Origin of the sequence: Streptomyces sp. MMBL 11-1 (assembly GCF_028622875.1) — a bacterium.
In the GTDB taxonomy this organism is placed as follows: domain Bacteria; phylum Actinomycetota; class Actinomycetes; order Streptomycetales; family Streptomycetaceae; genus Streptomyces.
The window spans coordinates 914218-940334 of the sequence record NZ_CP117709.1 but is presented as its reverse complement, the minus strand read 5'-3'; the positions used below and the strand labels follow the sequence as shown (position 1 = coordinate 940334).

At 71.5% G+C, this 26117-nt stretch carries 20 protein-coding genes and 1 riboswitch; of the genes, 11 read left to right on the top strand and 9 right to left on the bottom strand.

Annotated features, from left to right (window positions below):
• Positions 1-15: 15 nt before the first annotated feature.
• From PSQ21_RS03840 to PSQ21_RS03825, 4 genes are read right to left on the bottom strand one after another with little or no spacing between them, the layout of a single operon-like run.
• Positions 16-876, bottom strand: coding sequence for an HpcH/HpaI aldolase/citrate lyase family protein (locus PSQ21_RS03840; protein ID WP_274028977.1), 861 nt, complete (start codon positions 874-876; stop codon positions 16-18).
• Positions 873-1820 carry an isopenicillin N synthase family dioxygenase gene (locus PSQ21_RS03835; RefSeq protein ID WP_274028976.1) on the bottom strand — a complete coding sequence of 316 codons (948 nt, stop codon included), beginning with the start codon at positions 1818-1820 and terminating at the stop codon, positions 873-875. Before PSQ21_RS03835 ends, PSQ21_RS03840 begins: the two co-directional genes overlap by 4 nt.
• Positions 1817-2320 (bottom strand): MaoC family dehydratase, encoded by a 504-nt coding sequence (locus PSQ21_RS03830; RefSeq protein ID WP_337961664.1) that lies wholly within the window; start codon positions 2318-2320, stop codon positions 1817-1819. The genes PSQ21_RS03835 and PSQ21_RS03830 overlap by 4 nt, the downstream gene beginning before the upstream one ends.
• Entirely contained in the window at positions 2317-3924 is a 1608-nt protein-coding gene (locus tag PSQ21_RS03825; protein WP_274035636.1) for a 2-isopropylmalate synthase, read from the bottom strand. Before PSQ21_RS03825 ends, PSQ21_RS03830 begins: the two co-directional genes overlap by 4 nt.
• Before the next feature lie 313 nt (positions 3925-4237).
• Here PSQ21_RS03825 and PSQ21_RS03820 point away from each other — a divergent pair, with 313 nt between their 5' ends.
• Positions 4238-5632 (top strand): MFS transporter, encoded by a 1395-nt coding sequence (locus PSQ21_RS03820; RefSeq protein WP_274028975.1) that lies wholly within the window; start codon positions 4238-4240, stop codon positions 5630-5632.
• A 79-nt stretch (positions 5633-5711) separates the two neighbouring features.
• A complete protein-coding gene (gene car, locus PSQ21_RS03815) occupies positions 5712-9227 on the top strand; it encodes a carboxylic acid reductase (RefSeq protein WP_274028974.1) in 3516 nt (1171 codons plus the stop codon).
• A 95-nt stretch (positions 9228-9322) separates the two neighbouring features.
• Here the strand turns inward: car and PSQ21_RS03810 are convergent, their stop codons facing one another.
• From PSQ21_RS03810 to PSQ21_RS03800, 3 genes are all read right to left on the bottom strand, one after another.
• Entirely contained in the window at positions 9323-10228 is a 906-nt protein-coding gene (locus tag PSQ21_RS03810) for an LLM class flavin-dependent oxidoreductase (protein WP_274028973.1), read from the bottom strand.
• Between the two features lie 178 nt (positions 10229-10406).
• Positions 10407-11795, bottom strand: coding sequence for a uracil-xanthine permease family protein (locus tag PSQ21_RS03805; RefSeq protein ID WP_274028972.1), 1389 nt, complete (start codon positions 11793-11795; stop codon positions 10407-10409).
• A 225-nt stretch (positions 11796-12020) separates the two neighbouring features.
• Complete coding sequence (locus tag PSQ21_RS03800) at positions 12021-13250, bottom strand: MFS transporter (protein WP_274028971.1); 1230 nt, start codon at positions 13248-13250, stop codon at positions 12021-12023.
• A 159-nt stretch (positions 13251-13409) separates the two neighbouring features.
• Between PSQ21_RS03800 and PSQ21_RS03795 the strand changes: the two genes are divergently transcribed.
• Positions 13410-14600 (top strand): ROK family transcriptional regulator, encoded by a 1191-nt coding sequence (locus tag PSQ21_RS03795; protein ID WP_274028970.1) that lies wholly within the window; start codon positions 13410-13412, stop codon positions 14598-14600.
• 365 nt (positions 14601-14965) lie between these two features.
• Here PSQ21_RS03795 and PSQ21_RS03785 read toward each other — a convergent pair whose 3' ends face one another.
• Positions 14966-17329 carry a chitinase C-terminal domain-containing protein gene (locus tag PSQ21_RS03785; RefSeq protein WP_274028969.1) on the bottom strand — a complete coding sequence of 788 codons (2364 nt, stop codon included), beginning with the start codon at positions 17327-17329 and terminating at the stop codon, positions 14966-14968.
• Between the two features lie 301 nt (positions 17330-17630).
• Positions 17631-17761, top strand: a riboswitch (FMN riboswitch).
• Between the two features lie 172 nt (positions 17762-17933).
• Here PSQ21_RS03785 and ribD point away from each other — a divergent pair.
• The 8 genes from ribD (at position 17934) to PSQ21_RS03745 (ending at position 23870) form a co-directional block, all read left to right on the top strand.
• A complete protein-coding gene (gene ribD, locus PSQ21_RS03780; protein ID WP_274028968.1) occupies positions 17934-19034 on the top strand; it encodes a bifunctional diaminohydroxyphosphoribosylaminopyrimidine deaminase/5-amino-6-(5-phosphoribosylamino)uracil reductase RibD in 1101 nt (366 codons plus the stop codon).
• Complete coding sequence (locus PSQ21_RS03775) at positions 19035-19643, top strand: riboflavin synthase (protein WP_274028967.1); 609 nt, start codon at positions 19035-19037, stop codon at positions 19641-19643. It begins immediately after the preceding gene.
• Positions 19640-20284 carry a nicotinamide mononucleotide transporter family protein gene (locus PSQ21_RS03770; RefSeq protein WP_274028966.1) on the top strand — a complete coding sequence of 215 codons (645 nt, stop codon included), beginning with the start codon at positions 19640-19642 and terminating at the stop codon, positions 20282-20284. Before PSQ21_RS03775 ends, PSQ21_RS03770 begins: the two co-directional genes overlap by 4 nt.
• Complete coding sequence (locus tag PSQ21_RS03765; protein WP_274028965.1) at positions 20281-21579, top strand: bifunctional 3,4-dihydroxy-2-butanone-4-phosphate synthase/GTP cyclohydrolase II; 1299 nt, start codon at positions 20281-20283, stop codon at positions 21577-21579. Before PSQ21_RS03770 ends, PSQ21_RS03765 begins: the two co-directional genes overlap by 4 nt.
• Positions 21580-21624: 45 nt before the next feature.
• Complete coding sequence (gene ribH / locus PSQ21_RS03760; RefSeq protein WP_274028964.1) at positions 21625-22110, top strand: 6,7-dimethyl-8-ribityllumazine synthase; 486 nt, start codon at positions 21625-21627, stop codon at positions 22108-22110.
• Between the two features lie 35 nt (positions 22111-22145).
• On the top strand, positions 22146-22418 hold the full coding sequence (locus tag PSQ21_RS03755; RefSeq protein ID WP_097868061.1) for a phosphoribosyl-ATP diphosphatase: 273 nt from the start codon (positions 22146-22148) through the stop codon (positions 22416-22418).
• Between the two features lie 93 nt (positions 22419-22511).
• Complete coding sequence (gene hisG, locus PSQ21_RS03750; RefSeq protein WP_274028963.1) at positions 22512-23360, top strand: ATP phosphoribosyltransferase; 849 nt, start codon at positions 22512-22514, stop codon at positions 23358-23360.
• A 39-nt stretch (positions 23361-23399) separates the two neighbouring features.
• Positions 23400-23870, top strand: coding sequence for a PH domain-containing protein (locus PSQ21_RS03745; RefSeq protein WP_274028962.1), 471 nt, complete (start codon positions 23400-23402; stop codon positions 23868-23870).
• 101 nt (positions 23871-23971) lie between these two features.
• Here the strand turns inward: PSQ21_RS03745 and PSQ21_RS03740 are convergent, their stop codons facing one another.
• Positions 23972-25900: an AAA family ATPase gene (locus PSQ21_RS03740; protein WP_274035635.1), complete on the bottom strand. Its 1929-nt coding sequence runs from the start codon at positions 25898-25900 to the stop codon at positions 23972-23974.
• Positions 25901-26117 lie beyond the last annotated feature (217 nt).

The following is a 26117-nucleotide window of genomic DNA, read 5'->3' as shown; positions in this document are numbered from 1 at the left end:
TGGGATCCCCCTGGGCTAGTTGGTGCGGGCGTTCCGGCCGGTTTCGGCGGGTGCGTGGAGTGCGAGCATGCGTTGGGCCCGCAGTACGAACGGCGGGGCGAGTACCCGGTCCTCCTCGACCGCGAAGCCGTAGGACGTGGAGTGGTAGTCCTCGACCACGCTGCGGTACTCGGCGATCTTGTCCGGGCCGACGGTGAACGTCTCGGCGATGGTGTCGACCTGCCGGGGATGGATGGCCGCCTTCCCCGTGAATCCGGCGTCCCGGGCGGCCCGGCACTGCGCCGCGACGGCGTCGAGGTCGTGCAGTTCGAACGAGTTGGTGTCGATCGCGGGCACGCGGTACTTGGCCGCCGCAGAGCAGAGCCGGGCTCGCGCGTGATCGAGGTAGAAGGTGTTCTCGGCGTACAGGTCGGCCGTCAGATCCGCCTGTCCGAAGCAGAGGCCGTCGCTGACCGCGGCGATCTCGACGGCGTTGTCGACGGCGTCGACGCTTTCGATGAAGCTGCAGATCTCCGGCGGCCTGGAGGTGTGCGACAGCAGTGACCGGTAGATGGCCACGTCGCCGGCGCCGGAGATCTTGGGGATGAAGACCACGTCGAGAGGTACGCCGCCGATGGTGGCGTCCATCTCGATCAGCGCCCGCAGGTCCTCCAGGCCGTCGGGCGTCGCGATCGTGTTCACCCGCATGCCGAGTGCGGGCAGCCCGGCCCCGCTGAGGTCCGCCCCCGCCAGCAGCTCGCGGGCCTCGGCCTTCCTGGCCGGATGGATGGAGTCCTCCAGGTCCAGGACCAGTATGTCGGCGCGGACCCGGCCGGGCCGGGCGACCGACGCCAGCAGCAGCGCGGGGGTGTAGAGCAGGCTCGCGTACGACTTCACCGGGCGTCTTCCCTTCCGAACAGCAGGTTCATTTTCTGGAGGGAGTAGTCCTCGTAGCGGATGGGCTCGTACTTCGCGGGGCGGTCCGACGCGAATTTGGGGAAGCACTCGATGACGGTGTCGTCGTTGGCCAGCTTGAAGAACACGATGGACTGCCGCCGCCGGTCGGCGAGCCGCACCCGGTGCGGCGTCGACACGTACTCGTCGTTCGACCAACGAGCCATCAGGTCACCGATGTTGACGATGAAGCTGTCGCGCTCCGGGACGTCGATGTCCAGCCAGCGGCCGGAGCGGTCCTGCAGCTGGAGGCCGGGGCCGTCCTGGGTGAGCAGGGTGATCAGCGTGCCGTCCGTGTGCTGCCCCATGCCCTGGTCGTTGAGGAACTCGGGGGCGACCCCGGGGTAGAGGTGCGAGCGGAGCGAGTCGTTGGAGGTGTTCGTCCGGGTGGCGAAGAAGTCGCGGGGCAGGTCCAGGGCGAGGGCCAGCAGCTCGGCGATCCGGCCCGCCACGGTCTCGCAGGCGGCGAAGTACCGCTTCAGGGCCGTGCGCAGCTGTGCCCCCAACTCGTCCTCGGGGAACGGGAGCTTCTCGTCGTCGTCCAGGATCAGCCGTCCGGTGCTGAACTTCTCGACGTAGTCCGAGGGCATTCCCGGTTTCCCGGTGTAGGCGTAGGCGTTCTCGGAGAGGAGGGCGCTGTACCCGTAGGGGCTGTAGTCGTTGTCGCCCCGTGCGGTGGAGGTGCTCATCGGAAACGCGCGCTTCCTCTCCAGCGGGAGGCTGAAGAAGCGCAGCGAGGTGTCGTAGGCGTCGTCGAAGACCTCACGGGCGATGCCGTGTCCGCGTACGACGAAGAACCCGGTCCGCCGGCAGGCGTCGGATATCTCCTCGGCGGTCCCGTGTTCGAGGCCGGGCCGTGCCGGAGCCAGGTCGATGACCGGAATCATGGGTGTGCCTCCTGCTTGGGGACGAGAATCGTCCGCTCGAATTCGATGACCGTCGTGTCGTCCTGGTTCCGGCCGGTGGTGTGGACGGTCACGATCCCCTGGTCGGGACGTGTGCCGGACTCGCGCCGGGAGACGATGCGGGTCTGTGCGTAGAGCGTGTCGCCCACGAACACCGGGGCGGTCAACCGCACGTTGTCCCAACCGAGGTTGGCGACGCACTTGGCGCTGATGGTGGAGACGGTCATCCCGTTCACGATCCCGAAGGTGACCAGACTCGAGACGACGATCCTGCCGAACCTGGTCTGCTCGGCGTAGACGGCGTCGATGTGCAGCGGATGCTGGTTGAGGCAGAGCAGGGAGCTCCACACGTTGTCGGTCATCGTGATCGTCCGGCCCGGCCGGTGTTCGACCACCTCGCCGGGGACGTAGTCCTCGTAGACCATTCCGCTGTCCTCCCGGTAGATACCGGGGCCGACCGTGTGGAACGCGTTGTTCTTCACTGGTCTCCTTCGTGCGTGCCCGCCCGTAGCAGCGCGGAACGGGCGGATCTGTGTGCGGCGTCGGCGACGGTGGCCGCCCGGCCGAGCCCCCAGACGGTGCGGCCGTCCGTCTCCACCGCGACGAGGCAGGTCATCGGTGCGCCGGCCGCCGTCGAGCCGGTGAACCGGGGCCGGGTGAACCCGACACCGTGCTCGGCGGCGAGCCGTGCGAGGATCGCGGCGCCGTCGGCACCACCACCCTCGTCGTCGGGCAGCGCGGGCGAGTCGTCGAGGCAGTAGGTCTCCAGCAGGAGCTGCCAGATCTCCGGCGGCTCCAGTTCGCGCCGCAGGGCGTCGGCCGCGGACTGGACCACGGCGGCGAAGTCCCGCCGCAGTTCGACCGGCAGGTCGACGCCCCAGCCCGCCTTGAGCACGTAGGCGATGCCGCCCTTGCCCGACTGGCCGTTGACCCGGATGATCGCCTGGTAGTCGCGGCCGACGTCCTTCGGGTCGATGGGCAGGTAGGGCACCTGCCAGGGCATGTCGCCGACGTCCTTGCCCTCCCGTTCGGCCCGTTCGGACAGCGCGGCCAGCCCCTTGGCGATGGCGTCCTGGTGGGTGCCGGAGAAGGCGGTGTAGACCAGGTCGCCGGCGTAGGGGTGGCGGGGGTGCACGGGCAGCCGGTTGCAGTCCTCCACGATCGCGCGGACGGCGTCGATGTCGGAGAACTCCAGCTGGGGATCGACCCCGCTGCTGAACAGGTTGAGCGCGAGCGTCACCAGGCAGACGTTCCCGGTGCGTTCGCCGTTGCCGAACAGGGTGCCCTCGACCCGGTCGGCCCCGGCGAGCAGGGCCAGTTCCGCCGAAGCGACGGCGGTGCCCCGGTCGTTGTGCGGATGGACGGAGAGGATGATCGCGTCACGCCGGTCGAGGTTGCGGTGCATCCACTCGACCTGGTCGGCGAAGACGTGGGGCGAGTGGGTCTCCACGGTGGTCGGGAGGTTCAGTACGAGCGGCCGGTCCGACGTGGCGTCGACGACCTCCGCGACCCGGTTCGCGATCTCCAGGGCGAGCTCCGGCTCGGTCACGTTGAAGGTCTCGGGGGAGTACTCGAACCGGATGTCGGTACCGGGCTCACGCTCCGCCAGGCGCACCAGGTGCTGTGCGCCGTCGACAGCCATGCGCAGGACCTCGCGCGGCGACATCCCGAACACGACCTCGCGCCACAGGCAGGCCGTCGCATGGCACAAATGCACCACGGCGCGGTCGGCTCCGTGAATCGCGTCGAAGGTTCGCTCGATGAGTTCTGGACGGGCCGGCGTGAAGACGGAGATCGTGACGTCGTCCGGAATTCCGTCCTTGGTGGCCAGTTCGCGGACGAAATCGAAATCATGCGTACTGGCAGCTGGATATCCGACTTCTATGTCTTTGAAGCCTGTCGCCACGAGCAGGTCGAACATCCGCTGCTTGCGGCCCATGTCCATGGGCTCGGCCAGCGCCTGGTTTCCGTCCCGGAGGTCGACCGAGGCCCAGATCGGAGCCCGGTCGAGTGTGGCGTCGGGCCACCGCCGTGACCAGCCTGAAGTGGGAGAGATCGCGTCCCGCGCATAGCGGTGGAACGGCATGGGCGACGGGCGCTGTTGAATTCCCCGGAACTCTCGGGAAAAGGACAATGGTGTTCCCCCCTGCACTTCCAGGCTGTGCCCTCTGGTGATTCTCAGCGCTCCGAGGCTATGGAGCTTCAGACCCTGCGGGGAAGTGGACCATTCTCTATGCCTGACCCTGGAATCGGACGATTCAGACATCGGGTCGGCCCGGCCGGCCGCGTGGTTGACGCTGCGCGTTTTGTCACTAGGGTTTCGAGTATTGTCGGCATCGAATTCACCGGCTCATGCGCGCTCACGCGAACCCATGCGAACTCATGCGAAATGGCAGGCCATGGCCGAATCCACCAGCTTCGACAACCGCACGTCCGACACCGGCCCCGCGGCCCCGCGGCCCGGCCGCGTCCTGGCGGTGGCCTGTCTGGCGCACGGGATGATCGTCGTCGACACCAGCATCCTCCACGTCGCGATCCCGGCGATCCGCGACAGTCTCGACGCGAGCCTTCCGACGATGCAGGCCGTCGTCACCTCCTACGTGGTCGTCATCGCGGGCCTGATGCTGGCCGGCGCCGCGGCGGTGGGGCGCTACGGCGCGGTGCGGATGTTCCGGCTCGGGGTCGTGCTGTTCGGGGTGGCCTCCGCGCTGTGCGGCCTCGCCCCCAACGGCCCCGTGCTCGTCGCCGTACGGGCGGCCCAGGGGCTGGGCGCGGTGCTCGTCATGCCCGCGACGCTGGTGATGCTCACCGACACCTACCGGGAGCCCGGCAAACGCGCCAAGGCCATCTCCATCTGGTCGATGGTCGCCGGGAGTCCGGTCGCCTTCGGTCCCACGCTCGGGGGCGCCCTGGTCGCGTCGGTGGGCTGGCGCAGCATCTTCTGGATCAACGTGCCCATCGTCCTGGTCGTCCTGTGGCTCTCGGCACGGAACATGCCCCGGGTGGAGCGGTCCACGTCCAAGGAACCGCAGGACGTGCCGGGCCAGTTGCTGTCCGTCGTCTTCCTCGGCGGTCTCGCGCTGGCGCTCGCCGAGGGCCAGGAGCTGGGGTGGACGCGGCCCCTGCCCGTGGTGGCCGCCGTGGCGGCCCTGGCCGCGTTCGCCGCGTTCGTGGTCCGCCAGCGCCGCTACGCGTACCCCATGATCCCGGCGGACCTGTTCCGGGCGCCCGGGTTCCGCGGCTACGTCGCGGTCGGCCTGCTGCTCTTCGTCGGCTACAACGGGCTGATGTTCACGCTCAGCGTGTTCCTCCAGCAGGTGCGGGGCTACGACCCGGTCACCGTCGGGCTCTTCTTCCTGTCCTCCGCCCTGCCGATCACCTTCATGCCGCTGGCCGCGGGACGCTTCGCCGCCAAGTACGGCGCCCGGGCCGTGCTGGGCGCCGGCATCCTGCTGTCCCTGCTCGGCGCGGTGGTGCTGGCCGCCGTGGGCGCCACCCCGGTCGGCACCTGTGCCGCGCTGGCGTTGATCGGGTTCGGCTTCGGCCTGGTGACGGTGCCCCAGATCACCCTGACCCTGTCCGCCGCCCCCGAGCACCGGTCGGCCATCGCCTCCGGGCTGATGTCGGCGGGCCGGTCGACCGGATCCCTGATCGGGGTCGCCCTGCTCGCCGGCCTCCAGTCGGGAGGCGGCATCGCCGCGCCGGCGTTCGCCCTCGTCGCCGTCTACACCCTGATGGGCCTGGCCGCCCTCCTCGGCGGCCGGGCCAAGCCCGCCGACGCGACGCCCGGCTGAGGGCCGTCACACCGGGCCTCCCTCCGCCCCGCACGCGCTCGCAGCTGATTCCTCGCACTCCACACACACCGGAGCCCTCATGTCCGAGCATCAGGCAGGCCACGACGTCGCATCGAGGATCGCGGCCCTGTACGCGGATGATCCCGAGTTCGCCGGGGCGGTACCGTCCCCCGACGTCGCCGACGCGATGGGCCGCCAGGACGGCCTCATGGAGGTCATCGCGACCGCCATGCACGGGTACGCCGACCGGACGGCCCTCGCCCGCAGGTCCTGCCGTGTCGTCCGCGACCCCGCCACCGGCCGGCACGCCCGTGAACTCCTGCCTTCCTTCGACACGTTGACCTACGCCGAGCTGTGGCGACAGGTCAGCCGGCTGGCGGCCGCCTGGGCCGACGGCGCCGACGGCGTGCGCGCCAAGGACTTCGTCGCGACCCTGGGGTTCACCGGTGTCGACTACGCGGTCATCGACCTGGCCTGCATGTACCTGGGCGCGGTGTCGGTGCCGCTGCCCACCGGCTCGTCCGCCGCACGGCTGGCTCCGGTGGTCGCCGAGACGGCGCCGAGGATCCTCGCGGCCGACGTCGCCTCGCTCGACGCCGCGGTCGAAGCCGTCCTCACGTCCGCCTCCATCGAGCGCCTGGTGGTCTTCGACCACGACCCCCGGGTGGACGACGACCGGGAGGCGATCGCGTCGGCCCGCGGCAGACTGAGCGGGCGGGCCGAGGTGGTTCCGCTGGTGGACGAGGTGGACCGGGGCGCCCGGCTGCCCGCCGCGGAACCGTACGAGGACGGGGATCCGGACCGGCTGGTCGGACTGATCTACACCTCCGGAAGCACGGGCACGCCCAAGGGCGCGATCTACACCGCCTCCATGATCACGAGGATGTGGCAGAACGCCCGCGGCGGGCTGAACGCCGGAGGCGGCAGCGGCACCCCGGTGTTCGTGCTGCACTACATGCCCATGAGCCACGTCAACGGCCGCGCCTGGCTGGTCAACGGCCTCGCCGCCGGCGGCACCGGCTACTTCGCGGCCCGCGGCGACATGTCGACGCTGTTCGACGACATCCGCCTGGCGCGTCCCACGGTGCTCAGCCTGGTGCCGAGGATCTGCGACATGGTGTACCAGCGGTACCAGCTGGAGGCCGACCGCATCGGCCGCACCGGCACACCCCGCCCGCAGGCCGAGGCGGCCGCGTCCGCCCGGGTCCGCGACGACATGCTCGGCGGCCGGATCGTCTTCGCCCTGTGCGGCAGCGCGCCCTTGTCGGAGGCGATGCACACCTTCACGGCCTCGCTCCTCGGCACGCCGATCATCGACTGCTACGGATCGACGGAGACGACCCGGGCCATCGTCGTCGACCAGGTGGTCCGCTGCCCGCCGGTGACCGACCACCGGCTGGCCGACGTTCCCGAACTCGGGTACTTCAGCACCGACAAGCCCTACCCCCGAGGCGAGTTGAGGGTGAAGTCGGTCGGACTGTTCCCCGGGTACTACCAGCAGCCCGAGGTCACCGCCCGCGCCTTCGACGAGGACGGCTTCTACCGCACCGGCGACGTCTTCGCCGAGACCGCGCCGGGCCGTCTGGTCTACGTCGACCGGATGAACAACGTGGTGAAGCTGTCCCAGGGCGAGTTCATCGCCGTGTCCGGCCTGGAGGCGCTCTACGCGACGAGCCCGCACATCGCGCAGATCTATGTGTACGGCAGCAGCGAGCAGGCGTTCCCGCTGGCGGTGGTGGTCCCCGACGCCGAGCGCCTGGGGCGGTTTGACGACGACGCCGTACGGACCGCGATCCTGGATTCCCTGCGGGAACTCGCCCACGGTGCGGGCCTGCACGCGTACGAGATCCCGCACGACGTCGTCGTCGAGCGGCAGCCGTTCACGGTGGCGAACGGGCTGCTGTCGGGGGCCGGCAAGCTTCTGCGGCCCGCCCTGAAGGAGCGCTACGCACCGCGCCTGGAGCGGCTGTACGCGGACATCGCGGCCGGCCGGGCGGGCCAGATCGCGGCACTGCGGGCCGCGGGCGGGAAGGTCACGCCGCTGGACGCGGTCCGCGCCGCCGCGCAGATCACCCTCGGCTGCCCCTCGTCGCTGGTCCGGGCGGAGGCCGCCTTCACGGATCTGGGCGGCGACTCCCTGTCGGCACACACCTTCTCGACCGTCCTCGAACAGATCCTCGACGAGGAGGTGCCCATCCAGGTCATCCTCCAGCCCTCCTCGACGCTGGCCCGCATAGCGGAGCGGCTCGGCCCGGCGCGGGACGCCCGGGAGGCGCGCCCCACCTTCGCCTCGGTGCACGGGGGCGACGCGCACGAGGTGAGGGCCGCCGATCTGACGCTCGACCGCTTCCTCGACGGGCGGCTCCCGGCCGCCGGGCGCGGCGCGCGGCCCGACCCGGCCTCCGTGGGGAACGTCCTGGTCACCGGGGCGACCGGGTATCTCGGACGGTTCCTGGCGGTCGACTGGCTGCGGCGCGTCCGCGAGACGGGCGGCCGGCTGACCTGCCTGGCCCGGGCCACCGACGACGGGGCCGCACGGCAGCGTGTGCTCGCATGCCTGCGCGCCGCGGTGGCCGACCCCGCCGACTGGTTCGACGCGGCCGCGGAGCGGCATCTGACGGTCCTGGCCGCCGATGTGTCGGCGCCACGGCTGGGCCTGGCGGAGACGGACTGGGAGTCGCTCGCCGAACAGACCGACCAGATCGTGCACGCGGCGGCGCTGGTCAACCATGTCCTGCCGTACCGGAGCCTGTTCGCGCCGAACGTCGCCGCGACGGCGGAGCTGATCAGGCTGGCGCTCACCGGCCGGGCGAAGCGGTTCGCCTATGTGTCGACGGTGGCGGCCGCGATGCTGCCCGACGGCTCGTTCCTCGACGAGACGGCCGACATCCGCACGGCGTCCCCGGTACGGCCGCTGGACGACTCCGACGCGAACGGATACGCCACGAGCAAGTGGGCGGGCGAGGTCCTGCTGCGCGAGGCGCACGAGAGTGCGGGGCTGCCGGTCACGGTGTTCCGGCCGGACATGATCCTGGCCCACAGCAGCCTGCCGGGCGGGCTGAACCTGACCGACCGGTTCAGCCGGCTGCTCCTGAGCGTCCTCACGACCCACATGGCGCCGCGCTCCTTCTACCGGCCCGACCGGGACGGCGGCCGTTCGCGGGCGCACTACAGCGGTCTGCCGGTCGACTTCACCGCCGCCGCGATCACCGCGCTCAGCGCCGGGAACGAGGACGGGTACGTCACCTACAACGCGGTCAACGCCCACGACGACGGGATCTCCTGGGACGAGTTCGTGGACTGGCTGATCGACGCGGGCCACCCGATCGCCCGGTTCGACGACCATCAGCAGTGGCACATGCGCGCCGAGGCGGCTCTGCGCGGTCTGCCCGACCACCAGCGCCGGCTGTCGCTGCTGCCGCTGATGCGGGCGTACGCCCGGCCGGGCGTACCGAGGGCGGGCTCCGCCGTGCCGGCCACCCGGTTCAGCACGGCGGTCGGCGCCCTCGGGGTGGGGGAGGGGCGGGTGCCGTCGCTCTCGCCTCCGTACCTCGCCAAGTGCGTGGCCGACCTGCGGCTGCACGGCCTGCTCTGAGCGGTGTCCGCGCGCCGCGGCCTCCGTACGGGCCCGGCCCCGTCCACGATCGCGGTGGACGGGGCCGGAAGGGCCGTGAGACGCGGCAGGGGCGCTCAGCCGTTGGCGGGGGCGATCTCCTCGATGACGTGGCGGGGACTCGCGAAGAACCCGGACTCGCGCGGGTAGTGGACCACGATCTCGGTGAACCCCAGCTCGGCGCACCGCCCCGAGACGTCCGCGAACGCCTGTGCGGACTCCATGGTCGGCAGCAGGGAGAACCCGGTCAGCAGCGTACGGTCCAGGGACTTCGGGTCGCGGCCCTCCCGTTCGCACGCCTCGTCCAGCTGCTCCATACGCCGCGCGAGCACCGACCAGGTCCAGGACGCGGTCCGCTCCTGCCTGGGCACGTCCCCCTGGTCGGTGACGACCCATGAGGCGCCGTACCGCGCGACGGTGCGCATCCCCAGCGGACCGTTCGCCGCCAGCACGAAGGGCGCCCTCGGCCGCTGGACGCAGCCCGGCTCCAGTCCGGCGTCGATGGCCTCGTAGTAGCGGCCGAGGAAGGTCGTCCGCCTGCGGCCGTCGGGCGTTCCGGTCAGCAGCCGGTCCAGGAGTTCCACGGACTCGCGGAACCGGCCGCCGCGTTCGTGCACCGACCAGCCCTTGCCGCGCTCGCCCTGGCCGAGGACGAAGGCGTCGGCGTCCGGCGAGCCGGCGCCGAAGCCGAGGACGAAGCGGCCCTCGCTGATGGCGTCCAGCGTGACGACGTCGTGGGCGAGGGGCACCGGGTGGCGGTAGTTCGGCGACGTCACCAGCGTGCCGATCCTGATCCGCGAGGTGACCCCGGCGGCGGCCGCCAGCGTGGGCATCGCCCCGTACCAGGCGCTGTCCGGCAGTCCGGCCCAGGTGATGTGGTCGTAGCTGTAGGCGGCGTGGAAGCCCAGCTCCTCGGCGTGCCGCCAGCTCGCGGCCGCTTCCCGGAACGGACGGTCGGGCAGGATACAGACGCTGATGCGCACGGCGGACTCCAGATTCGTTGCTGCTTCCCGGGGCTCCCGACAGTACTGATCCAGCGCCTCCGCGCGGAGTCAGGAGATCTCTAGACCGCACCCTCGAATCCGGCCAATGCGGCACGTTTGACGGAAGTCGGCCGCGGGAGTCACCTCGGGCGTCCCGGCCCGCCCGCGCGGTCCGCGCTCACGACCCGCCCGGCAGACCCCGGTCGTACCCCGGGTTGTCCGGATCGGTGAGCGGGGGTTCGGCCTTCATGTGGGCGGGAGCCAGGGCTCGAAGGGCGTGGTAGCCGACGAGGACGATCAGCGTGCCCAGCGCGATGCCGCTCAGCTCGAAGTTGTCGGTGAGCTTCAGGCTCACGTTGCCGATGCCCACGATGAGCCCCGCGGCCACGGGCACGAGGTGGAGCGGGTTGGACAGGTCGACGCGTGAGCGGACCCAGATCTGGGCGCCGAGCAGGCCGATCATGCCGTAGAGGATGACGGTGATCCCGCCGAGGACGCCGCCGGGGATGGCGGCCACGACGGCGCCGAACTTGGGGCAGAGACCGAACAGGATCGCGAAGCCGGCGGCGCACCAGTAGGCGGCGGTCGAGTAGACGCGGGTGGCGGCCATGACACCGATGTTCTCGGCGTACGTGGTCGTCGCGGGACCGCCGACCGACGTCGCCATCACGGTGGCCGCGCCGTCGGCCATGATCGCCGTGCCGAGCTTGTCGTCCAGCGGGTCGCCGGTCATCTCGCCCACGGCCTTGACGTGTCCGGCGTTCTCGGCGATGAGCGCGATGACGACGGGCAGGGCGACGAGCACCGCGGAGAGCGAGAAGCTCGGGGCGTGGAGGGTGGGAAGGCCGATCCAGTCGGCCTCGGCCACCCCCGAGAGGTCCAGGCGCCAGTGGTCGACCGGTTCGGTGCCTCCGGCGGGGGAGTGGATCTTGCCGAAGACGCGGTCGAAGACCCAGGAGACCAGGTAGCCGAAGGCGAGGCCGAGGAAGATCGCGATACGGGACCAGAAGCCTCGCAGCACGACGAGGGCGAAGCCCGTGAAGACCATGGTGAGCAGCGCGGTCCACTGGTCCTGCGGCCAGTAGGTGCCGGCGGTGACGGGAGCCAGGTTGAAGCCGATCAGCATGACCACCGCGCCGGTGACCACCGGCGGCAGGAGGGCGTGGATGACACGGGCGCCGAGGGCGCGGATGGCCGCCCCGCACAGGAAGAGGACCGCGCCGACGACCAGCAGTGCGCCGGTGAGGGTCGCCGCGTCGCCGCCCTGGGTCTGGATGACCGCGGCCACGCCGATGAACGACAGGCTGCTGCCGAGATAGCTGGGAATGCGGCCACGGGTGATGAGCAGGAAGAGGATGGTGGCCGCACCGGATGCCATGACGGCGAGGTTGGCGTCCAGCCCCATCAGGATCGGGGCGACGAAGCAGGCCCCGATCATCGAGACCACGTGCTGGGCACCGAGACCGGCGGTGCGCCCCCAGGTGAGCCGTTCGTCCGGCCTCACGATCTCGCCCGGTGCGAGGTTCTTCCCGTCGCCGTGCAGTCTCCAGCGCACGCCGAGACTCATGGTTGCTCCCTGAAGGTCTGCTCGGTGTGCCGGCCGGTCTGCGACCCGGTGTTCGGTGTTCACCTGCGGAAAAGATCAGCGCCATGGTAATGGTGCGGCGGAGGGTGCCCGCGCGGAGGTCTCCCGCCGCGCGCCGCCGTACCGCGTGCCGGGCCGCAGTGACCGCGCGCCGCCGTACCGCGTCCCGGGCCGCCGCACTCGTGCGCGCCGCCGTTTCCCGTCCGGTCAGCTCCCGGTCGCGCTCTTCGTCGCCGTACCGCTTCCGGCCGCCGGGCCGGCGACCTTGCGGTCGGCGGACCGCAGCACCCCGGCGCCCAGCACCAGGCCGAAGGCCAGCGCCGTCACCACGCCGAACGACACCATCAGCGAGGTGGCCTCGGCCAGCGAACCGATCGCGGAGGGGGCGATCAGGCTGGAGGTGTACGTGATGGTGGCGACGCCCGCGATGGCCTGGCTCGGGTTCGGCCCGCTGCGCCCCGCCGCCGCGAAGGCCAGCGGGACCACGACCGCCACGCCGAGGCCCAGCAGGGCGAAGCCGCACATCGCGGCCGCGGGGGAGGGCGAGAACACGACCAGCAGCCCGCCCGCGGTGGCCATCAGGCCGCCGGTGCGCACCGTGCGGACCGCGCCGAACCGGTCGACGATCCGGTCCCCGGCGATCCGGGCTATCGCCATCGTCAGGGTGAACGCGGTGGTGGACGCGGCGGCGAGGCCGTCCGAGCTGTCCAGGACGTCCCGCAGGTAGACGGCCGACCAGTCCAGGCTCGCGCCCTCCGCGAACACCGCGCAGAACCCGACCGCCCCGATGATCAGGGCCGACTTCGGCGGCAGCGTGAAACGCGGCGGCGGCTCCTCGTCCGGGCGGCTCTGGAGATCGAGGACGCCCCGGCAGGCGATCAGCCCCAGTGCCGTGAGCGCCAGGGCCGCGATGGCGTGGTGCAGACGGGCATCGGTCGCGGTGTGCGCGGCGACGGTGCCCGCCGCCGAGCCGATCAGCGCTCCCACGCTCCACATGCCGTGCAGGCCCGACATGATCGACTTGTCGAGACGGTTCTCCACCTCGATGCCCAGGGCGTTCATCGCCACGTCGGACATCCCGGCCGTCGCCCCGTAGACGAACAGCGCCGCGCACAGCGTGACCAGGCTCGGCGCGAGCGCGGGCAGGATCAGCGCCAGCGTCCACAGGACCAGCAGCCACCGCAGGGCGGTCCGCGCGCCGAACCGGTGGCTGATCCGGCCGGCGAGCGGCATCGCGATCGACGCGCCGATCGCCGGGAAGGCCAGCGCCAGGCCGAGCTGGCCCGCGCTCACCCCGGCGTGATCCTGGATCCATGGCACCCGGGTCGCGAAACTGCCGGTCACCGCCCCGTGGACGGTGAAGACCGCGGCGATGGCGATCCGCGCCCGCTTCACCTGTTCCGTGCTGTAGACCGTGACGGTCGGGTCGTCTCTCATGCCGTCGTGTCCCTCCCCCGGGAATTCCCGGATGCCGGCGGTCCGGCGCTCGCGTGCGACGGTGCGGGCCGTAAACTATCAGGAACCCTGCCTGATAAATAGTCGTTACTTCGCGGCCTCGGAGGAACGGCGGGGGCAGCGATCTGGAAGGATCCCGCTATGCCCGCATCACCGAGCACGGCTCGGGCCATCAACGACCGGCTCGCCCTGCGGCTGCTCCAGCAGGACGGCCCCCTGACGGCCACCCAGCTCAAGACGCTGACCGGACTCTCCCGCCCCACCGTCGCCGACCTCGTCGAACGGCTCCAGGGGGCCGGGCTGATCCAGGTCGTGGGCGAGTCCGGGGCCGTGCGCCGCGGACCCAACGCCCGGCTGTACGGGATCGTCGCCGACCGGGCCCATCTCGCGGCGCTCGACGTGCGCCTCGGAAGCGTCGGTGTGGTCGTCACCGATCTGCTGGGGGCGACGCTCGCCGAGGACTCCCTGCCCATCGGCGGCGACACCGGCACCGAGCCCGCCGTCGAGCGGGCCGTCGCCCTGCTGGAGCGCACCGCCCGGGCGGCCGGGTCCGTCCCCCTGCACAGCGTCGGGGTCGGAGCGCCGGGGCTCATCGACCCCGTCACCGGCGAACTGCGCGACAGCACCGGCCTGCCCGCCTGGCACCGGGGCCTGGTCCGGGAGCTCCAACGGCGGCTGCCCGCAACCGTCCTGGTCGAGAACGAGACCAACCTCGCCGCCGTCGCCGAGCACCGGGCGGGCGCGGCCCGCGACCGGGAGACCTTCGTCCTGCTCTGGCTCGGCCAGGGGATCGGAGCCGCCGTCATGTTGGACGGCAAGCTCCGTCAGGGTGCGTCCGGCGGTGCGGGGGAGATCGGTTTCCTCCCCGTCCCCGGAGTGGGCGGGCTGCCCTCGGCGGTCGACTGCGACGGCGGCTTCCACTCCCTGGCCGGCTCCGCCGCCCTGTGCGAACTCGCCGCCGCGCACGGCCTGGTGGACCCCGGCGCGGTGACCGACGGCCGGGAGGAGGCGGCGGCCGTGGCCGCGGTGCGGACCGCCCTGGAGGCGGGGGAGGCCGGCGAGCCCTTCCTGAAGGAGCTGGCGGACCGCCTCGCCCTCGGCGCCGCCGCCGTCGTCTCGGTGCTCGACCCCGGCTGCGTCCTGCTCGCGGGGGCCGTCGGTCACGCGGGCGGATCCGCGCTCGCCGCCCGGGTCGAGAAGCGGCTGGCCGCGATGTCACCCCTGCGGACCGAGGTCCGTGCCGGTTCGCTGGGCGACGGCGCCGTGCTGCGCGGTGCGCTGATCACCGCCCGGGACGCCGCGCAGGACGCGCTGTTCGCCCCGGAGGGCTGAACCGGCCACAGCTCCGCGTGAGCGCCGGCGGCCCGGCCCGGCTCAGGCCGGGTGGCGGTGGCGGCGGTCGAGGAACTCTGGTAGCCCAGCGGCAGCCGGTCCACGCCCACGATCGAGATGTGGAGCAGATGCGGCGTCCCGGCCCGTTCCGCCGCGTCGATGAGGAACCCCCCAGAATCGTCGTCATGGTGCCGGCCTGCCAGAACGGGGTCCGGCCCGCCGGGGGTGAGCGCCCGGCGCCGGGCGACCGGCCCGGCAACGCCCCCGGCCCCAGCGATGGACGCCGGGGCCGGGGACGACGGGGCCGGGGGCCCGGCGGTGAACGGGGGGTGGAGCCGTTCACCGCCGGACGACCGGAGAAGGGGTCAGCAGGCGCCGAGGTCCTTCCAGGCGCCCCACTGGCCGGTGGATCCGGGCGTCTCGCCCTTCGTCCACCACGAGGCCTTCCACTGGTGGCCGCCGTGGCTGACGGTGGAGCCGCCGCCGTACTCGGTGGTCGCGCTCCAGGCCGGGGCCGTGCAGCTGCCGCCCGGCTGCGTCGGGGTCGGCGTCGGCGTCGGGCCGGTCGGGTCCGGCGTCGGGGTCGGCGTGGGGTCGGTGCCGGTGCCGGGCTCGACCACGGTGGTGCCCCGGGCCAGGTCACCGGCGAGGGAGTAGGACTTCCCGCCGAAGGTCACGGTCCAGTTCGACGGTGTGGAGGTGGGCAGGTAGTAGACGAAGTCCAGCTCCACCGAGGCGCCGGGGGCGAGCGTCTGCCAGGCCGGGAGCTTCAGCGAGACGCGGTTGTAGTCGCCCTTGAGGCCGCCGATGTTGTTGGCCGCCGTGTGGTCGCTGCGGATGATCGTCGTGCCGAAGCCGGACTGGTCCTTGGCGTTGGCCGGGGCGGAGGTGGAGTAGTCGAACTGGAACTCCGTACCGCCGGGCAGCGTGGCCTTGGTCCGGTTGGTGATCTTCAGCTTGGGGCTGATCGGGTAGTTGGAGTCGCCCAGCGGGAACTGCCCGAAGGAGACGTCGATGTTCACGGCCTGGGTGGGCAGGTCGATCGTGGAGCGCTTCGCGCCGTACGGGGTCGCCGACTTGAACGCGTCGTACATCGCGGTGGTCAGCGTCGAGCCGGTCTCGTACTGGCCCTTGGCCGCGTTCCACTGGTAGTCGCCCGCCAGCTCCCAGATCATCGTGCCGCCGATGCCCTTGTCCACGACGTAGTCGGCCTTGGCCTTCACCGACTGCTCGTCCTCGGTGGAGAGGAACACCTTCTTCTGGGCGTTCCACAGCCACGGGGCGACCAGCGTGGAGTCGTACTTGCGGACGTAGGTGCCGGTCAGCTGGGTGTTCGCGGGGAAGCCGTAGTCGGTGACGTAGTCGCCGACGATGCCCTTCTCCAGGTTCTTCGCGTGCCACATCGGGTTGGAACCGGCAGGAGATTCCTTGCCGTTGGTGTCCTTGTCGTGCCAGAGGTTGTCGATCCCGACCGCGCCGTCACCGCACTTGGTCAGACCCGCGCCCGCCGGGCAGTCGGTCGTGGCCGCCCTGCCCCACAGCCCGTCGGTGCCGCCCTGGACGTTCTTGAAACCACGGGTGTAGTACGGCAGACCGATGTTGATCCGGCCGGCCGGCATCGAGCCGCGGAAGTAGTGGTAGGCCCAGTCGGTGTTGAGGTAGCCGGTGCCGCCGTACTGCGAGGTGGAGTACACGCTCGCCTGCGCCAGTTCGGCGTCCTTGCCGTCGTCGAACAGCGAGGCGTTCGGGCCGACGTACTCGTTCCAGGCGCCGTGCAGGTCGTAGGACATGATGTTCACGTAGTCCAGGTACTTCTGCATCTGGTACGTCTCCATGCCCCGCAGCAGGTAGCCGGAGGAGGGGGCGGCGACGGTCAGCAGGTAGTGCTTGCCGTCGGCGGCGCCCGCGCGGTCGAGCTTCTCGCGCAACGTCTTCATCAGGGCGTCGTAGCCCTTGACCAGCCCGGCGCGGCGGCCGTTGGACAGCGTGTGGTCCAGCGGGTTGCCCGCGTCCTTCATGGTCGTCGCGTACTCGTAGTCGATGTCGACGCCGTTGAAGCCGTACTTCTTGATGAAGTCGACGGCCGAGTCCGCGAAGGTGTTGATGCCGCTCTGGTTGACCGACCCGTCGGCGTTGGTCGCCATCGAGTAGAATCCGCCCGAGTCGACGCGCTTGCCGTCGGGGCCGAAGTAGCCGCCCGTCTCGGCCCAACCGCCCACGGAGACCAGGGTCTTCACGTTCGGGTGCTGCTTCTTGTACTTCGTCAGCAGGTTGAAGTGCCCCTTGTAGGGGAGCGCCGGATCCATCTCCGCGCCCGCGACACCCGGCCAGGTCATGCCGGTCGAGGCGTTGTCGGCGCTGTCGGGGCCGACCGAGAGCTTGTTGGAGCCGTCGACGTGCGCGAAGGCGTAGTTGAGGTGGGTGACCTTGTCCCACGGGATGTCCGGGACCAGGTAGGCGTCCTTGCCGTCCTTGCCGGTACGCCAGTTGGTGAAGTAGCCGATGACGCGGCGCTTGTGGTCGGCGCCCATCTTCTCGCGGCCGTCGGCGTCGTAGACGGTGCAGTACGGGGTGTCGACGCCGGGGGTCTTGTACAGACCGTCGGGGCGACAGGACTCGTGGTCGGTGGCGGCTGCCGACGGAGTCGCGGCGAGCGAGGTCATCAACAGGCCGGCGACAGCGGCGCCGGCGGCGAGGAGCGTGGCTCTCGCTCGGGTGGGGGACAGCATGTGGTCGTTCCTCCTGGGGAGGTCGGCAGAACACAACTGGCAAAAGGGGGTGGGTCGTGTCGGGGTCCTGGTGTGCGCACACCGCCGGACCGAACCTCGGAGGTGACGCAGAGATTAAGAGGACTAGACCAGTGCGTCAATAGGTCTGGACCTTTAAGCGTCAACTTTCCCGGCGGCCCGCCGATGACTACGTTGTCGACTTCCGGCCGATGGAAACACGCCAGGTTTCCTGTGACCCAGCCCACAGTGCTCACCCGCATGGCCGTGAGGCGTCCGTGGCAGACTGGTTCCGTACCAGTAGCAGCGCACTCCGGGGTCGGTGCAATTCCGAACCGGCGGTTATAGTCCGCGACCCGTCCGCAGCCAGCGGCCGGTTGACCAGGTGAGATTCCTGGACCGACGGTGAAAGTCCGGATGGGAGGCAGTGCGCGGCGGTTCGTCATCGGTACGCCGCCGTCGGCGGACGCATGGCCGGGAGTCTCCCGTGACGCCGTGCGTTCCTGGCGTTCCCGTTCTCGGGTTTTCGGCGTTTCCGCTGGTGAGCCGTCTCTCTGTCGTCATCGACAGGCCCCGGAGTCCGTGCCCGAAGAGGCAGGAGGACCCGGTGGACACCGCAGCCGACATCACCGCCATGCGCCGAGCGATCACGCTCGCGGCGCGCGGTCTCGGCTCCACCAGCCCCAATCCGGTCGTCGGATGTGTGATCACCGACGCCTCCGGAGCCGTGGTCGGCGAAGGCTTCCACCAGCGCGCCGGAGGGCCGCACGCCGAGGTCCACGCCCTGCGCGCGGCCGGCGGACGGGCCCGCGGCTCCACCGCCTACGTCACCCTCGAACCCTGCGACCACACCGGCCGCACCGGCCCCTGCTCCCGGGCCCTCCTGGCCGCCGGGATCAGCCGCGTGGTCTACGCGGTCGCCGACCCGAACCCGGGGGCCGCGGGCGGCGGCGACACGCTGCGCGCGGCCGGTGTCCGGGTTGAGCGGGGCCTTCTCGCGGAGGAGGCCGAGGCGGGCAACGCCGCCTGGCTGACCTCGGTGCGCCTCGGGCGGCCGTACGTCCTGTGGAAGTACGCCGCCACCCTCGACGGCCGGATCGCCGCCGCCGACGCCACCAGCCGCTGGATCACCTCGCCCGAGGCCCGCGCCGACGTCCACCGGCTGCGCGCCGAGGCCGACGCCGTGCTGGTGGGCTCCGGCACCGCCCGCACCGACGACCCCCAGCTGGCGGTACGCGGCATCGACGGCGTCACCCAGCCGCTGCGGGTCGTGCTCGACACGAACGCCACGGCCGTGAAGCCCGGCGCCCGGGTCCTGGACGACACCGCGCCCACCCTGGTCGCCGTCGCCGACGACGCCCCCGCCGGACACCTTCCCGAGGCCGCCGTCCTGCGCCTGCCCCGCGCCGGGGCCGGCCCCGGCCTGGACCTCGACGCCCTCCTCGCCGCCCTGCACGAGCGCGGCGTCCTCTCCGTACTCCTCGAAGGCGGCCCCACCCTCGCCGGTGCCTTCGTCGCGGCGGGAAAGGTCGACAAGGTCGTCGGCTATCTCGCCCCGGTGCTCCTCGGCGCGGGCCCCGCCGCCCTCGCCGACGCCGGAATCTCCACGATCTCCGAGGCGTTGCGCCTCGATGTGACCGAGACCGTGCCGATCGGCCCCGATCTGCGCATCACCGCCGTCCCCGCCCCTGCTCGGAAGGGAAACTGAGTGTTCACCGGAATTGTCGAAGAACTGGGTGAGGTCACCGCCGTCGAGCAGCTGGCGGACGCCTCCCGCTTCCGGCTGCGCGGCCCCGTCGTCACGGAAGGCGCCCGGCACGGCGACTCCATCGCGGTGAACGGCGTCTGCCTCACCGTCGTGGACACCGCCGACGGCGAGTTCACCGCCGACGTGATGGCCGAGACGCTGAAGCGCTCCAGCCTCGGCGCGCTCACCACCGGCTCCCGGGTCAACCTGGAGCGCCCGATGGCGCTCGGCGGCAGGCTCGGCGGACACCTCGTCCAGGGCCACGTGGACGGCACCGGCACCATCGTGGAGCGCACCCCCTCCGAGCACTGGGAGCTCGTCAAGGTCTCCCTGCCGCCCGAGCTGACCCGGTACGTCGTGGAGAAGGGCTCCATCACCGTCGACGGCGTGAGTCTGACCGTCGTGGACGCGGAGACCGACCACTTCACCATCAGCCTCATCCCCACCACCCTTGCCCTGACCACGCTCGGCCGCAAGCAGCCCGGCGACCCGGTCAACCTGGAGGTGGACGTCCTCGCCAAGTACGTCGAGCGGCTGCTCGGCGACCGGGCCGGACAGGACCCGCGATGAACCTCGCGAACTGGCTCAACTCCGAGGCGTTCACCGTGTTCGGCCAGCACATCAAGTGGTCGGACATGATCGGCAACCTCGTCGGCCTGATCGCCCTGGCCCTCGGCTGGCGGCGCTCGATCTGGACCTGGCCCGCCCAGCTCCTCTCCGGCGTGATCCTGCTCGTCGCCTTCGCCTCCGCGCACCTCTCCGGCAGCGCGGGCAAGCAGCTGGTCGTCATCGTCGTCGCCCTGTGGGGCTGGTGGTCCTGGAACCGCGGCAAGCGGCAGGCCCAGGACGGCTCCATCGCCGTCCGCTTCGCCACCTGGCGCGAGCGCGGCGTGCTGATCGGCGCCGCCGCCCTCGGAACCCTCGCCGTCGGCGGCCTGTTCACCGCCTTCCCGTCGCTCTCCTGGGACCCGTGGCCGGACGCGTACATCTTCGTCGGCACCGTCGTCGCGATGTACGCCCAGGCCCGCGGCATGGTCGAGTTCTGGTTCGCCTGGCTGCTCGTCGACCTGGTCGGCGTCCCGCTGAACTTCGCCAACGGGTTCGCCTTCTCCGGCTTCGTCTACATCATCTACGGCGCGCTCGTCCTGTGGGGGATGCGCGACTGGTGGCTGCGTACGCGGACACCCGCTCTGGAAGGAGCCACGGCATGACTGCCCAGCCCACCTGGTTGCACCCCGGCCACGAACCGCTCCCCGAGAACCTCTCCCTGGACCCGGTCGAGCAGGCCGTCCGCGACATCGCCGCCGGCCGGCCCGTCGTCGTCGTGGACGACGAGGACCGCGAGAACGAGGGCGACCTCGTCATCGCCGCCGAGAAGGCCACCCCGGAGATCGTCGCCTTCATGATGAGCGAGTGCCGGGGGCTCATCTGCGCGCCGATGGAGAGCGACGAGCTGGAGCGCCTCGACCTCCCGCAGATGGTCGAGCACAACACCGAGTCGATGCGGACCGCGTTCACCGTCTCCGTCGACGCCTCGGCCGCGCACGGCGTCACCACCGGCATCTCCGCCGCCGACCGCGCCACCACGCTGCGCATGCTCGCGGGCGGTGTCGCGGGCCCCGGCGATTTCGTCCGGCCCGGCCACATCTTCCCGCTGCGCGCCCGCTCCGGCGGCGTCCTCGTCCGCAACGGCCACACCGAGGCCGCCGTCGACCTCGCCCGGCTCGCCGGACTCCGCCCGGCCGGCGCCATCGTCGAGATCGCGGGCGAGGACGGCGTCATGCTCCGGCTGCCCGAGCTGATCCCCTTCGCCCGCAAGCACGGCCTGACGATCATCTCCATCGAGGACCTGATCGCCTACCGCCGCAGCAACGAGCCGACCGTCCGCCGCGAGGCCGAGACCCGGCTGCCCACCGCGTTCGGCGACTTCACCGCGTACGGCTACCGCTCCAGTGTCGACGGCGTCGAGCACGTCGCCCTGGTCCACGGCGACGTCGGCGACGGCGAGGACGTCCTCGTCCGGATCCACTCCGAGTGCCTGACCGGCGACATCTTCCAGTCCCAGCGCTGCGACTGCGGCCCGCAGCTGCACGCCTCCATGCGGCGCATCACCGAACAGGGCCGGGGCGTCGTCGTCTACCTGCGCGGCCACGAGGGACGCGGCATCGGCCTGCTCTCCAAGCTGCGCGCGTACGAACTCCAGGAGCGCGGCGTGGACACCCTCGACGCCAACCTGGAGCTGGGCCTGCCCGCCGACGCCCGCGACTACGCGGCGGGCGCCCGGATCCTCACGGACCTCGGCGTGCGCAGCCTGCGGCTGATGACCAACAACCCCGACAAGACCGCGGCCGTCGTCCGCCACGGCCTCGCCGTCACCGGCCGGGAACCCATGCCCGTCCAGGCCGGCGAGCACAACCTGCGCTACCTGCGCACCAAGCGCGACCGCATGGGCCACGACCTGCCCTGGCTGGACGGCGCCCCCGCGTCGACCTGCGCCAACCAGTAACGAACGACCGAACACCTCGTCACCAGCATCGGCATCAGGAGAGACATGAGCGGCAAGGGTGCACCCGAACTGTCCGTACGCAACTGCGGCGACCTGCGCGTGGCCGTGATCGCGGCCCAGTGGCACGAGAAGGTCATGGACGGACTCGTCGACGGCGCCCTGCGCGCCCTGCGCGAGCTGGGCATCGACGAGCCGACCCTGCTCCGCGTCCCGGGCAGCTTCGAGCTGCCCGTCGTCGCCAAGGTGCTCGCCGGACGCGGCTACGACGCGATCGTCGCCCTCGGCGTGGTCATCCGGGGCGGCACCCCCCACTTCGAGTACGTCTCCCAGGGCGTCACCCTCGGCCTCACCCAGGTCACCGTCGACACCGGTGTTCCCGTCGGCTTCGGCGTACTGACCTGCGACACCGAGGAGCAGGCGCTGGAGCGGGCCGGCCTCGAAGGGTCCAAGGAGGACAAGGGGCACGAAGCGGTCACCGCCGCCGTGGCCACCGCGGCCACGCTGCGCACCGTCAGCGAACCCTGGCGCTGAGCGGGCTCCGGCGACCCCGTATTCTGAGGACCATCATGGCTGACAAAACCTTCGAAGAGCTCTTCGCCGAGCTCCAGCTCAAGGCCGCCGAGGGCGACCCCGCGACCTCCCGCACCGCCGAACTGGTGGGCAAGGGCGTGCATGCCATCGGCAAGAAGGTCGTCGAGGAGGCCGCCGAGGTCTGGATGGCCGCCGAGTACGAGGGCAAGGAAGCCGCCGCCGAGGAGATCTCCCAGCTGCTGTACCACGTCCAGGTGATGATGGTCGCCCGCGGGATCTCGCTCGACGACGTCTACGCCCATCTCTGAGCCGACCTCCACGCCGTTTCCCCGGGCCCCCGCCCGGGCGACACCACCGCGCAACCGCCCGCACACTCCCACCGCACGAAGGAAGCCGACCTCATGCTGCGCATCGCCGTTCCCAACAAGGGTTCACTCTCCGGACCTGCGATGGCGATGCTCCATGAGGCCGGCTACCAGCAGCGCAAGGAGTCGAAGGAACTGGTCCTGGTCGACCCCGGGAACGAGGTCGAGTTCTTCTACCTCCGCCCCCGCGACATCGCGATCTACGTCAGCTCCGGCAAGCTCGACATCGGCATCACCGGCCGCGACCTGCTGCTGGACTCCGGGGCCGACTCCGAGGAGATCCTCCAGCTCGGCTTCGCCCGCTCCACCTTCCGCTACGCCACCAAGCCCGGTACCGCCGCGGGCCCGCAGGACTTCGACGGCATGACGATCGCCACCTCCTACGAGGGCATCGTCGCCGCCCACCTCGCCGAGGCGGGCGTCAAGGCCTCCGTCGTCCACCTCGACGGCGCCGTCGAGACCGCCATCGAGCTGGGCGTCGCCCAGGTCATCGCCGACGTGGTGGAGACGGGCACCAGCCTGCGCAACGCCGGACTCGAAGTGATCGGCGAGCCGATCATGACCTCCGAGGCCGTCGTCATCCGCCGCAACGGCGCCCCCGCCGACGACCCCAAGGTGCAGCAGTTCCTCCGCCGCCTCCAGGGCGTCCTGGTCGCCCGGTCCTACGTGATGATGGACTACGACTGCCGCGTCGAGCACCTGGAGCGCGCCGTCGCCCTCACCCCGGGCCTGGAGTCGCCGACCATCTCCCCGCTGCACCACGAGGGCTGGGTCGCCGTCCGCTCCATGGTCGCCGCCAAGGAGGCCCAGCGGATCATGGACGACCTGTACGAGCTCGGCGCCCGCGCCATCCTCACCACGGCCATCCACGCCTGTCGCCTCTGACGGCCCCGGCCCGCCCGCCCCCTCCGAGAGAAGACCCCGATGTCCGCGCCCAGGCCCGAACAGCCCACCCTGCCGGTCACCTTCCGGCCCACCCTCACCCGGGTGGTCCTGCTGAGCACGGGCCTGGCGATGTTCCTCGTCATCACCGTCATCGCGCTGATGCTGGAGCGGCTCAACCCGGGGGAGCGGATCACCTTCGTCTTCGTCGCGGCACTCTTCTTCGGCGTCCTGGCCCTGCTCAGCAGGCCCCGGGTCACCGCCGACGACGCCGGGGTCACGGTCGTCAACCTCACCCTGACCCGCAGGCTGGCGTGGGAGGAGATCCTCCGCGTCAACCTGCGCTCCGGTGACCCCTGGGTCTACCTCGACCTCAGCGACGGCACGAGCCTGCCCGCCCTCGGCATCCAGCCCGGCCTGGCCAAGCAGCAGGCCATCCGCGACGCCCGCGCCCTGCGCTCCCTCGCCGAGGCGCACGGATCCGGCAGCGACGACACCCCGCGCAGCGGCTGAGCCCCGCCGGCGGGGGCCTTCTCGTCCACTCCGGCGGGCGGCGGCATCCCGCCCGTCCCACCGCCACCGGACGTCCCGCGGGTGCTGGACGGAGCCCGGCGTCAGCCCGCGCCCGGCTCCTGCTTGCCCCGGCCCACCGGGCCGCGCCCCGACAGCACCTCGCCGTAGGCCTGCATCAGGTCCGCCAGCCGCAGGGTCGACAGGTCCTCGCGGGTCAGCTCGCCCGGATAGCCGGAGAGCCGCAGATCACGGTAGGCGCAGCTCTTCTCGTACAGCGTCCGCAGGAACCGGCCGTTGCCCAGCTCGTCGATCCAGCCCTGGTCCACCACATGGCCGCTGATCGAACGCAGCTCGTCCACCGCCTCCTCGTCCCACACGTCGTCGTTCTCGGCGGCCAGCACGCTCCCGATCGCGGTGAGTTCGAGCGGCCGGTAGCTGGGGAAGTCGACCCGGCTGGTGAAGCGGGAGGAGAGCCCCGGATTTGTGGCGAGCAGCCGGTCCATGCCCTCCGGGTAACCCGCGAGGATGACGACGAGATGGTCCCGGTTGTCCTCGGCCCGCTTGAGGAGGACCTGGAGCGCTTCGTCGCCGTACGCGTCGCCCTTGCTGTAACCGGAGTTGGCCAGGCTGTACGCCTCGTCGACGAACAGCACCCCGCCCAGGGCCGAGTCGATGAGCTCATTGGCCTTCACCGCCGTCTGCCCCAGGAACTCCCCCACCAGATCGGAGCGTTGGGCCTCGACCAGATGGTCGCCGCCGAGCAGCCCGAGCGCGTAGAAGACCCGGCCCAGGATGCGCGCCACGGTGGTCTTGCCGGTGCCGGAGGGGCCGGAGAAGACGAAGTGACGCTTCGGCGGCTGGACGGGGAGCCCCTGCTCGGCCCGCAGCCGGGCCATGTTCAACTGCGCCGAGAGCGCTTTGACCTGCCGCTTGACCGGTTCGAGACCGACCATGCGCTCCAGCTGCGCCAGCGCGTCGGCGAGCAGGGCGGGATCGCTCGGCCCGGCCGGGAAGGGCGGCGGCTTCCGGGTCTTGGTGCGGCGGGCGCCCTCGACGGGGGCGGGCGGACCGGGGACCGGGGCTTCGCCCGGGCCGGGGGCCGGGGCTTCGCCGAGCAGCCCCGCGTCGCTCACCGGCCAGGACTCGCGCCCGTCCACCAGATCGGTGCCGAGCAGCGCGTCGCCCTCCGGCTGCGCACCCGGCCCCGATCCGCCCGAGCCGAAACCGGTCAGTGTCACCGCGGCCAGATCCGCCGACTCGTCGTACCCGTCGCCCTCCACGAGCGCGGCGAGCCGGGCGGACGTGTCCATGAAGGCCGGGTCGACCCGGTGCACCGCCCGGTACAGCGGCAGGGCGGCCGCGCTGCGCCCGGTGCCCTCGTGGGCCCGCGCCAGCCAGTAGCGCAGCTCCTTGCGCTGCGGCTGTTCGCTGCGGCAGCGCATCAGCGCCGCCGACAGCAGGGGCTCCGCCTGCCCGAACATCTCCAGCCGCACCCGCGCCATCCCGCCGAACAGGCCCGCCTCGATGCCCAGCATCGGATCGTCGACGAGCTGCTCGGTGCAGCGCACCAACTGCTCCCAGTCCTTGACCAGATAGGACCGGCAGGCGTGCAGGAAGCGCACCTGTGGGTCCGCGTCCACCGGCGGAAGCCCCGCCAACGCCCGGTCCAGCTCCGGGACATGGCGGCCGTCCAGCCAGTGCGAGGCGTGCGCCAGCAGCAGATCGCGCTGGCTCTCCAGCACCGGCTGCACCCACCAGCCCAGCCAGTACCAGGAGTTGAGCGTACGGCGGTGGCGAGCGCGCTGCTCGCCGAAGCGGTCGCGGTGCCGGTACATGCGTAACAGGGCCGTGGTGGTGTCGATGCGCAGCGCGTGGAGGCCGAGCCAGCCGTCCGCCATGCCCGGATCGAACCGCACCGCGGCTCTGAACTCCTCCTCGGCCTGCGGGTAGGCGCCCATCGTGTAGGCGTCCACGCCACGCAGCCAGGCGAGGTCGGCAGGGGCTCCAGCGCCCTGTGTGCCGATGTCCATCAGGTCCCCCACAAACCGTGCCCCCAGGATGTCCCGCCCGCACAGCATGCCCACCGGAGCGTGCTGAATCACGGCGTGGAGGAAGGGAATTGACCACACCGAGGTGCATCGTACCCGCGCACGGGGAGGTGGCCGCTCGACGGTCGGCCTCCGCGGTGGTGACCCAGGGTGAGTGAATCGCTCTGCGTGGTCGCCGGGGCGGCGGTGGGGGCGCAGG

What these genes read in the sequence shown, in the direction of transcription:
- PSQ21_RS03835 (WP_274028976.1), bottom strand. Translation starts at nt 1,820, where the DNA reads ATGATTCCGGTCATCGACCTGGCTCCGGCACGGCCCGGCCTCGAACAC.
- PSQ21_RS03825 (WP_274035636.1), bottom strand. Translation starts at nt 3,924, where the DNA reads ATGCCGTTCCACCGCTATGCGCGGGACGCGATCTCTCCCACTTCAGGC.
- PSQ21_RS03820 (WP_274028975.1), top strand. Translation starts at nt 4,238, where the DNA reads ATGGCCGAATCCACCAGCTTCGACAACCGCACGTCCGACACCGGCCCC.
- car (WP_274028974.1), top strand. Translation starts at nt 5,712, where the DNA reads ATGTCCGAGCATCAGGCAGGCCACGACGTCGCATCGAGGATCGCGGCC.
- PSQ21_RS03805 (WP_274028972.1), bottom strand. Translation starts at nt 11,795, where the DNA reads ATGAGTCTCGGCGTGCGCTGGAGACTGCACGGCGACGGGAAGAACCTC.
- PSQ21_RS03800 (WP_274028971.1), bottom strand. Translation starts at nt 13,250, where the DNA reads ATGAGAGACGACCCGACCGTCACGGTCTACAGCACGGAACAGGTGAAG.
- PSQ21_RS03795 (WP_274028970.1), top strand. Translation starts at nt 13,410, where the DNA reads ATGCCCGCATCACCGAGCACGGCTCGGGCCATCAACGACCGGCTCGCC.
- PSQ21_RS03785 (WP_274028969.1), bottom strand. Translation starts at nt 17,329, where the DNA reads ATGCTGTCCCCCACCCGAGCGAGAGCCACGCTCCTCGCCGCCGGCGCC.
- PSQ21_RS03770 (WP_274028966.1), top strand. Translation starts at nt 19,640, where the DNA reads ATGAACCTCGCGAACTGGCTCAACTCCGAGGCGTTCACCGTGTTCGGC.
- PSQ21_RS03765 (WP_274028965.1), top strand. Translation starts at nt 20,281, where the DNA reads ATGACTGCCCAGCCCACCTGGTTGCACCCCGGCCACGAACCGCTCCCC.
- ribH (WP_274028964.1), top strand. Translation starts at nt 21,625, where the DNA reads ATGAGCGGCAAGGGTGCACCCGAACTGTCCGTACGCAACTGCGGCGAC.
- PSQ21_RS03755 (WP_097868061.1), top strand. Translation starts at nt 22,146, where the DNA reads ATGGCTGACAAAACCTTCGAAGAGCTCTTCGCCGAGCTCCAGCTCAAG.
- hisG (WP_274028963.1), top strand. Translation starts at nt 22,512, where the DNA reads ATGCTGCGCATCGCCGTTCCCAACAAGGGTTCACTCTCCGGACCTGCG.
- PSQ21_RS03745 (WP_274028962.1), top strand. Translation starts at nt 23,400, where the DNA reads ATGTCCGCGCCCAGGCCCGAACAGCCCACCCTGCCGGTCACCTTCCGG.
- PSQ21_RS03740 (WP_274035635.1), bottom strand. Translation starts at nt 25,900, where the DNA reads ATGGACATCGGCACACAGGGCGCTGGAGCCCCTGCCGACCTCGCCTGG.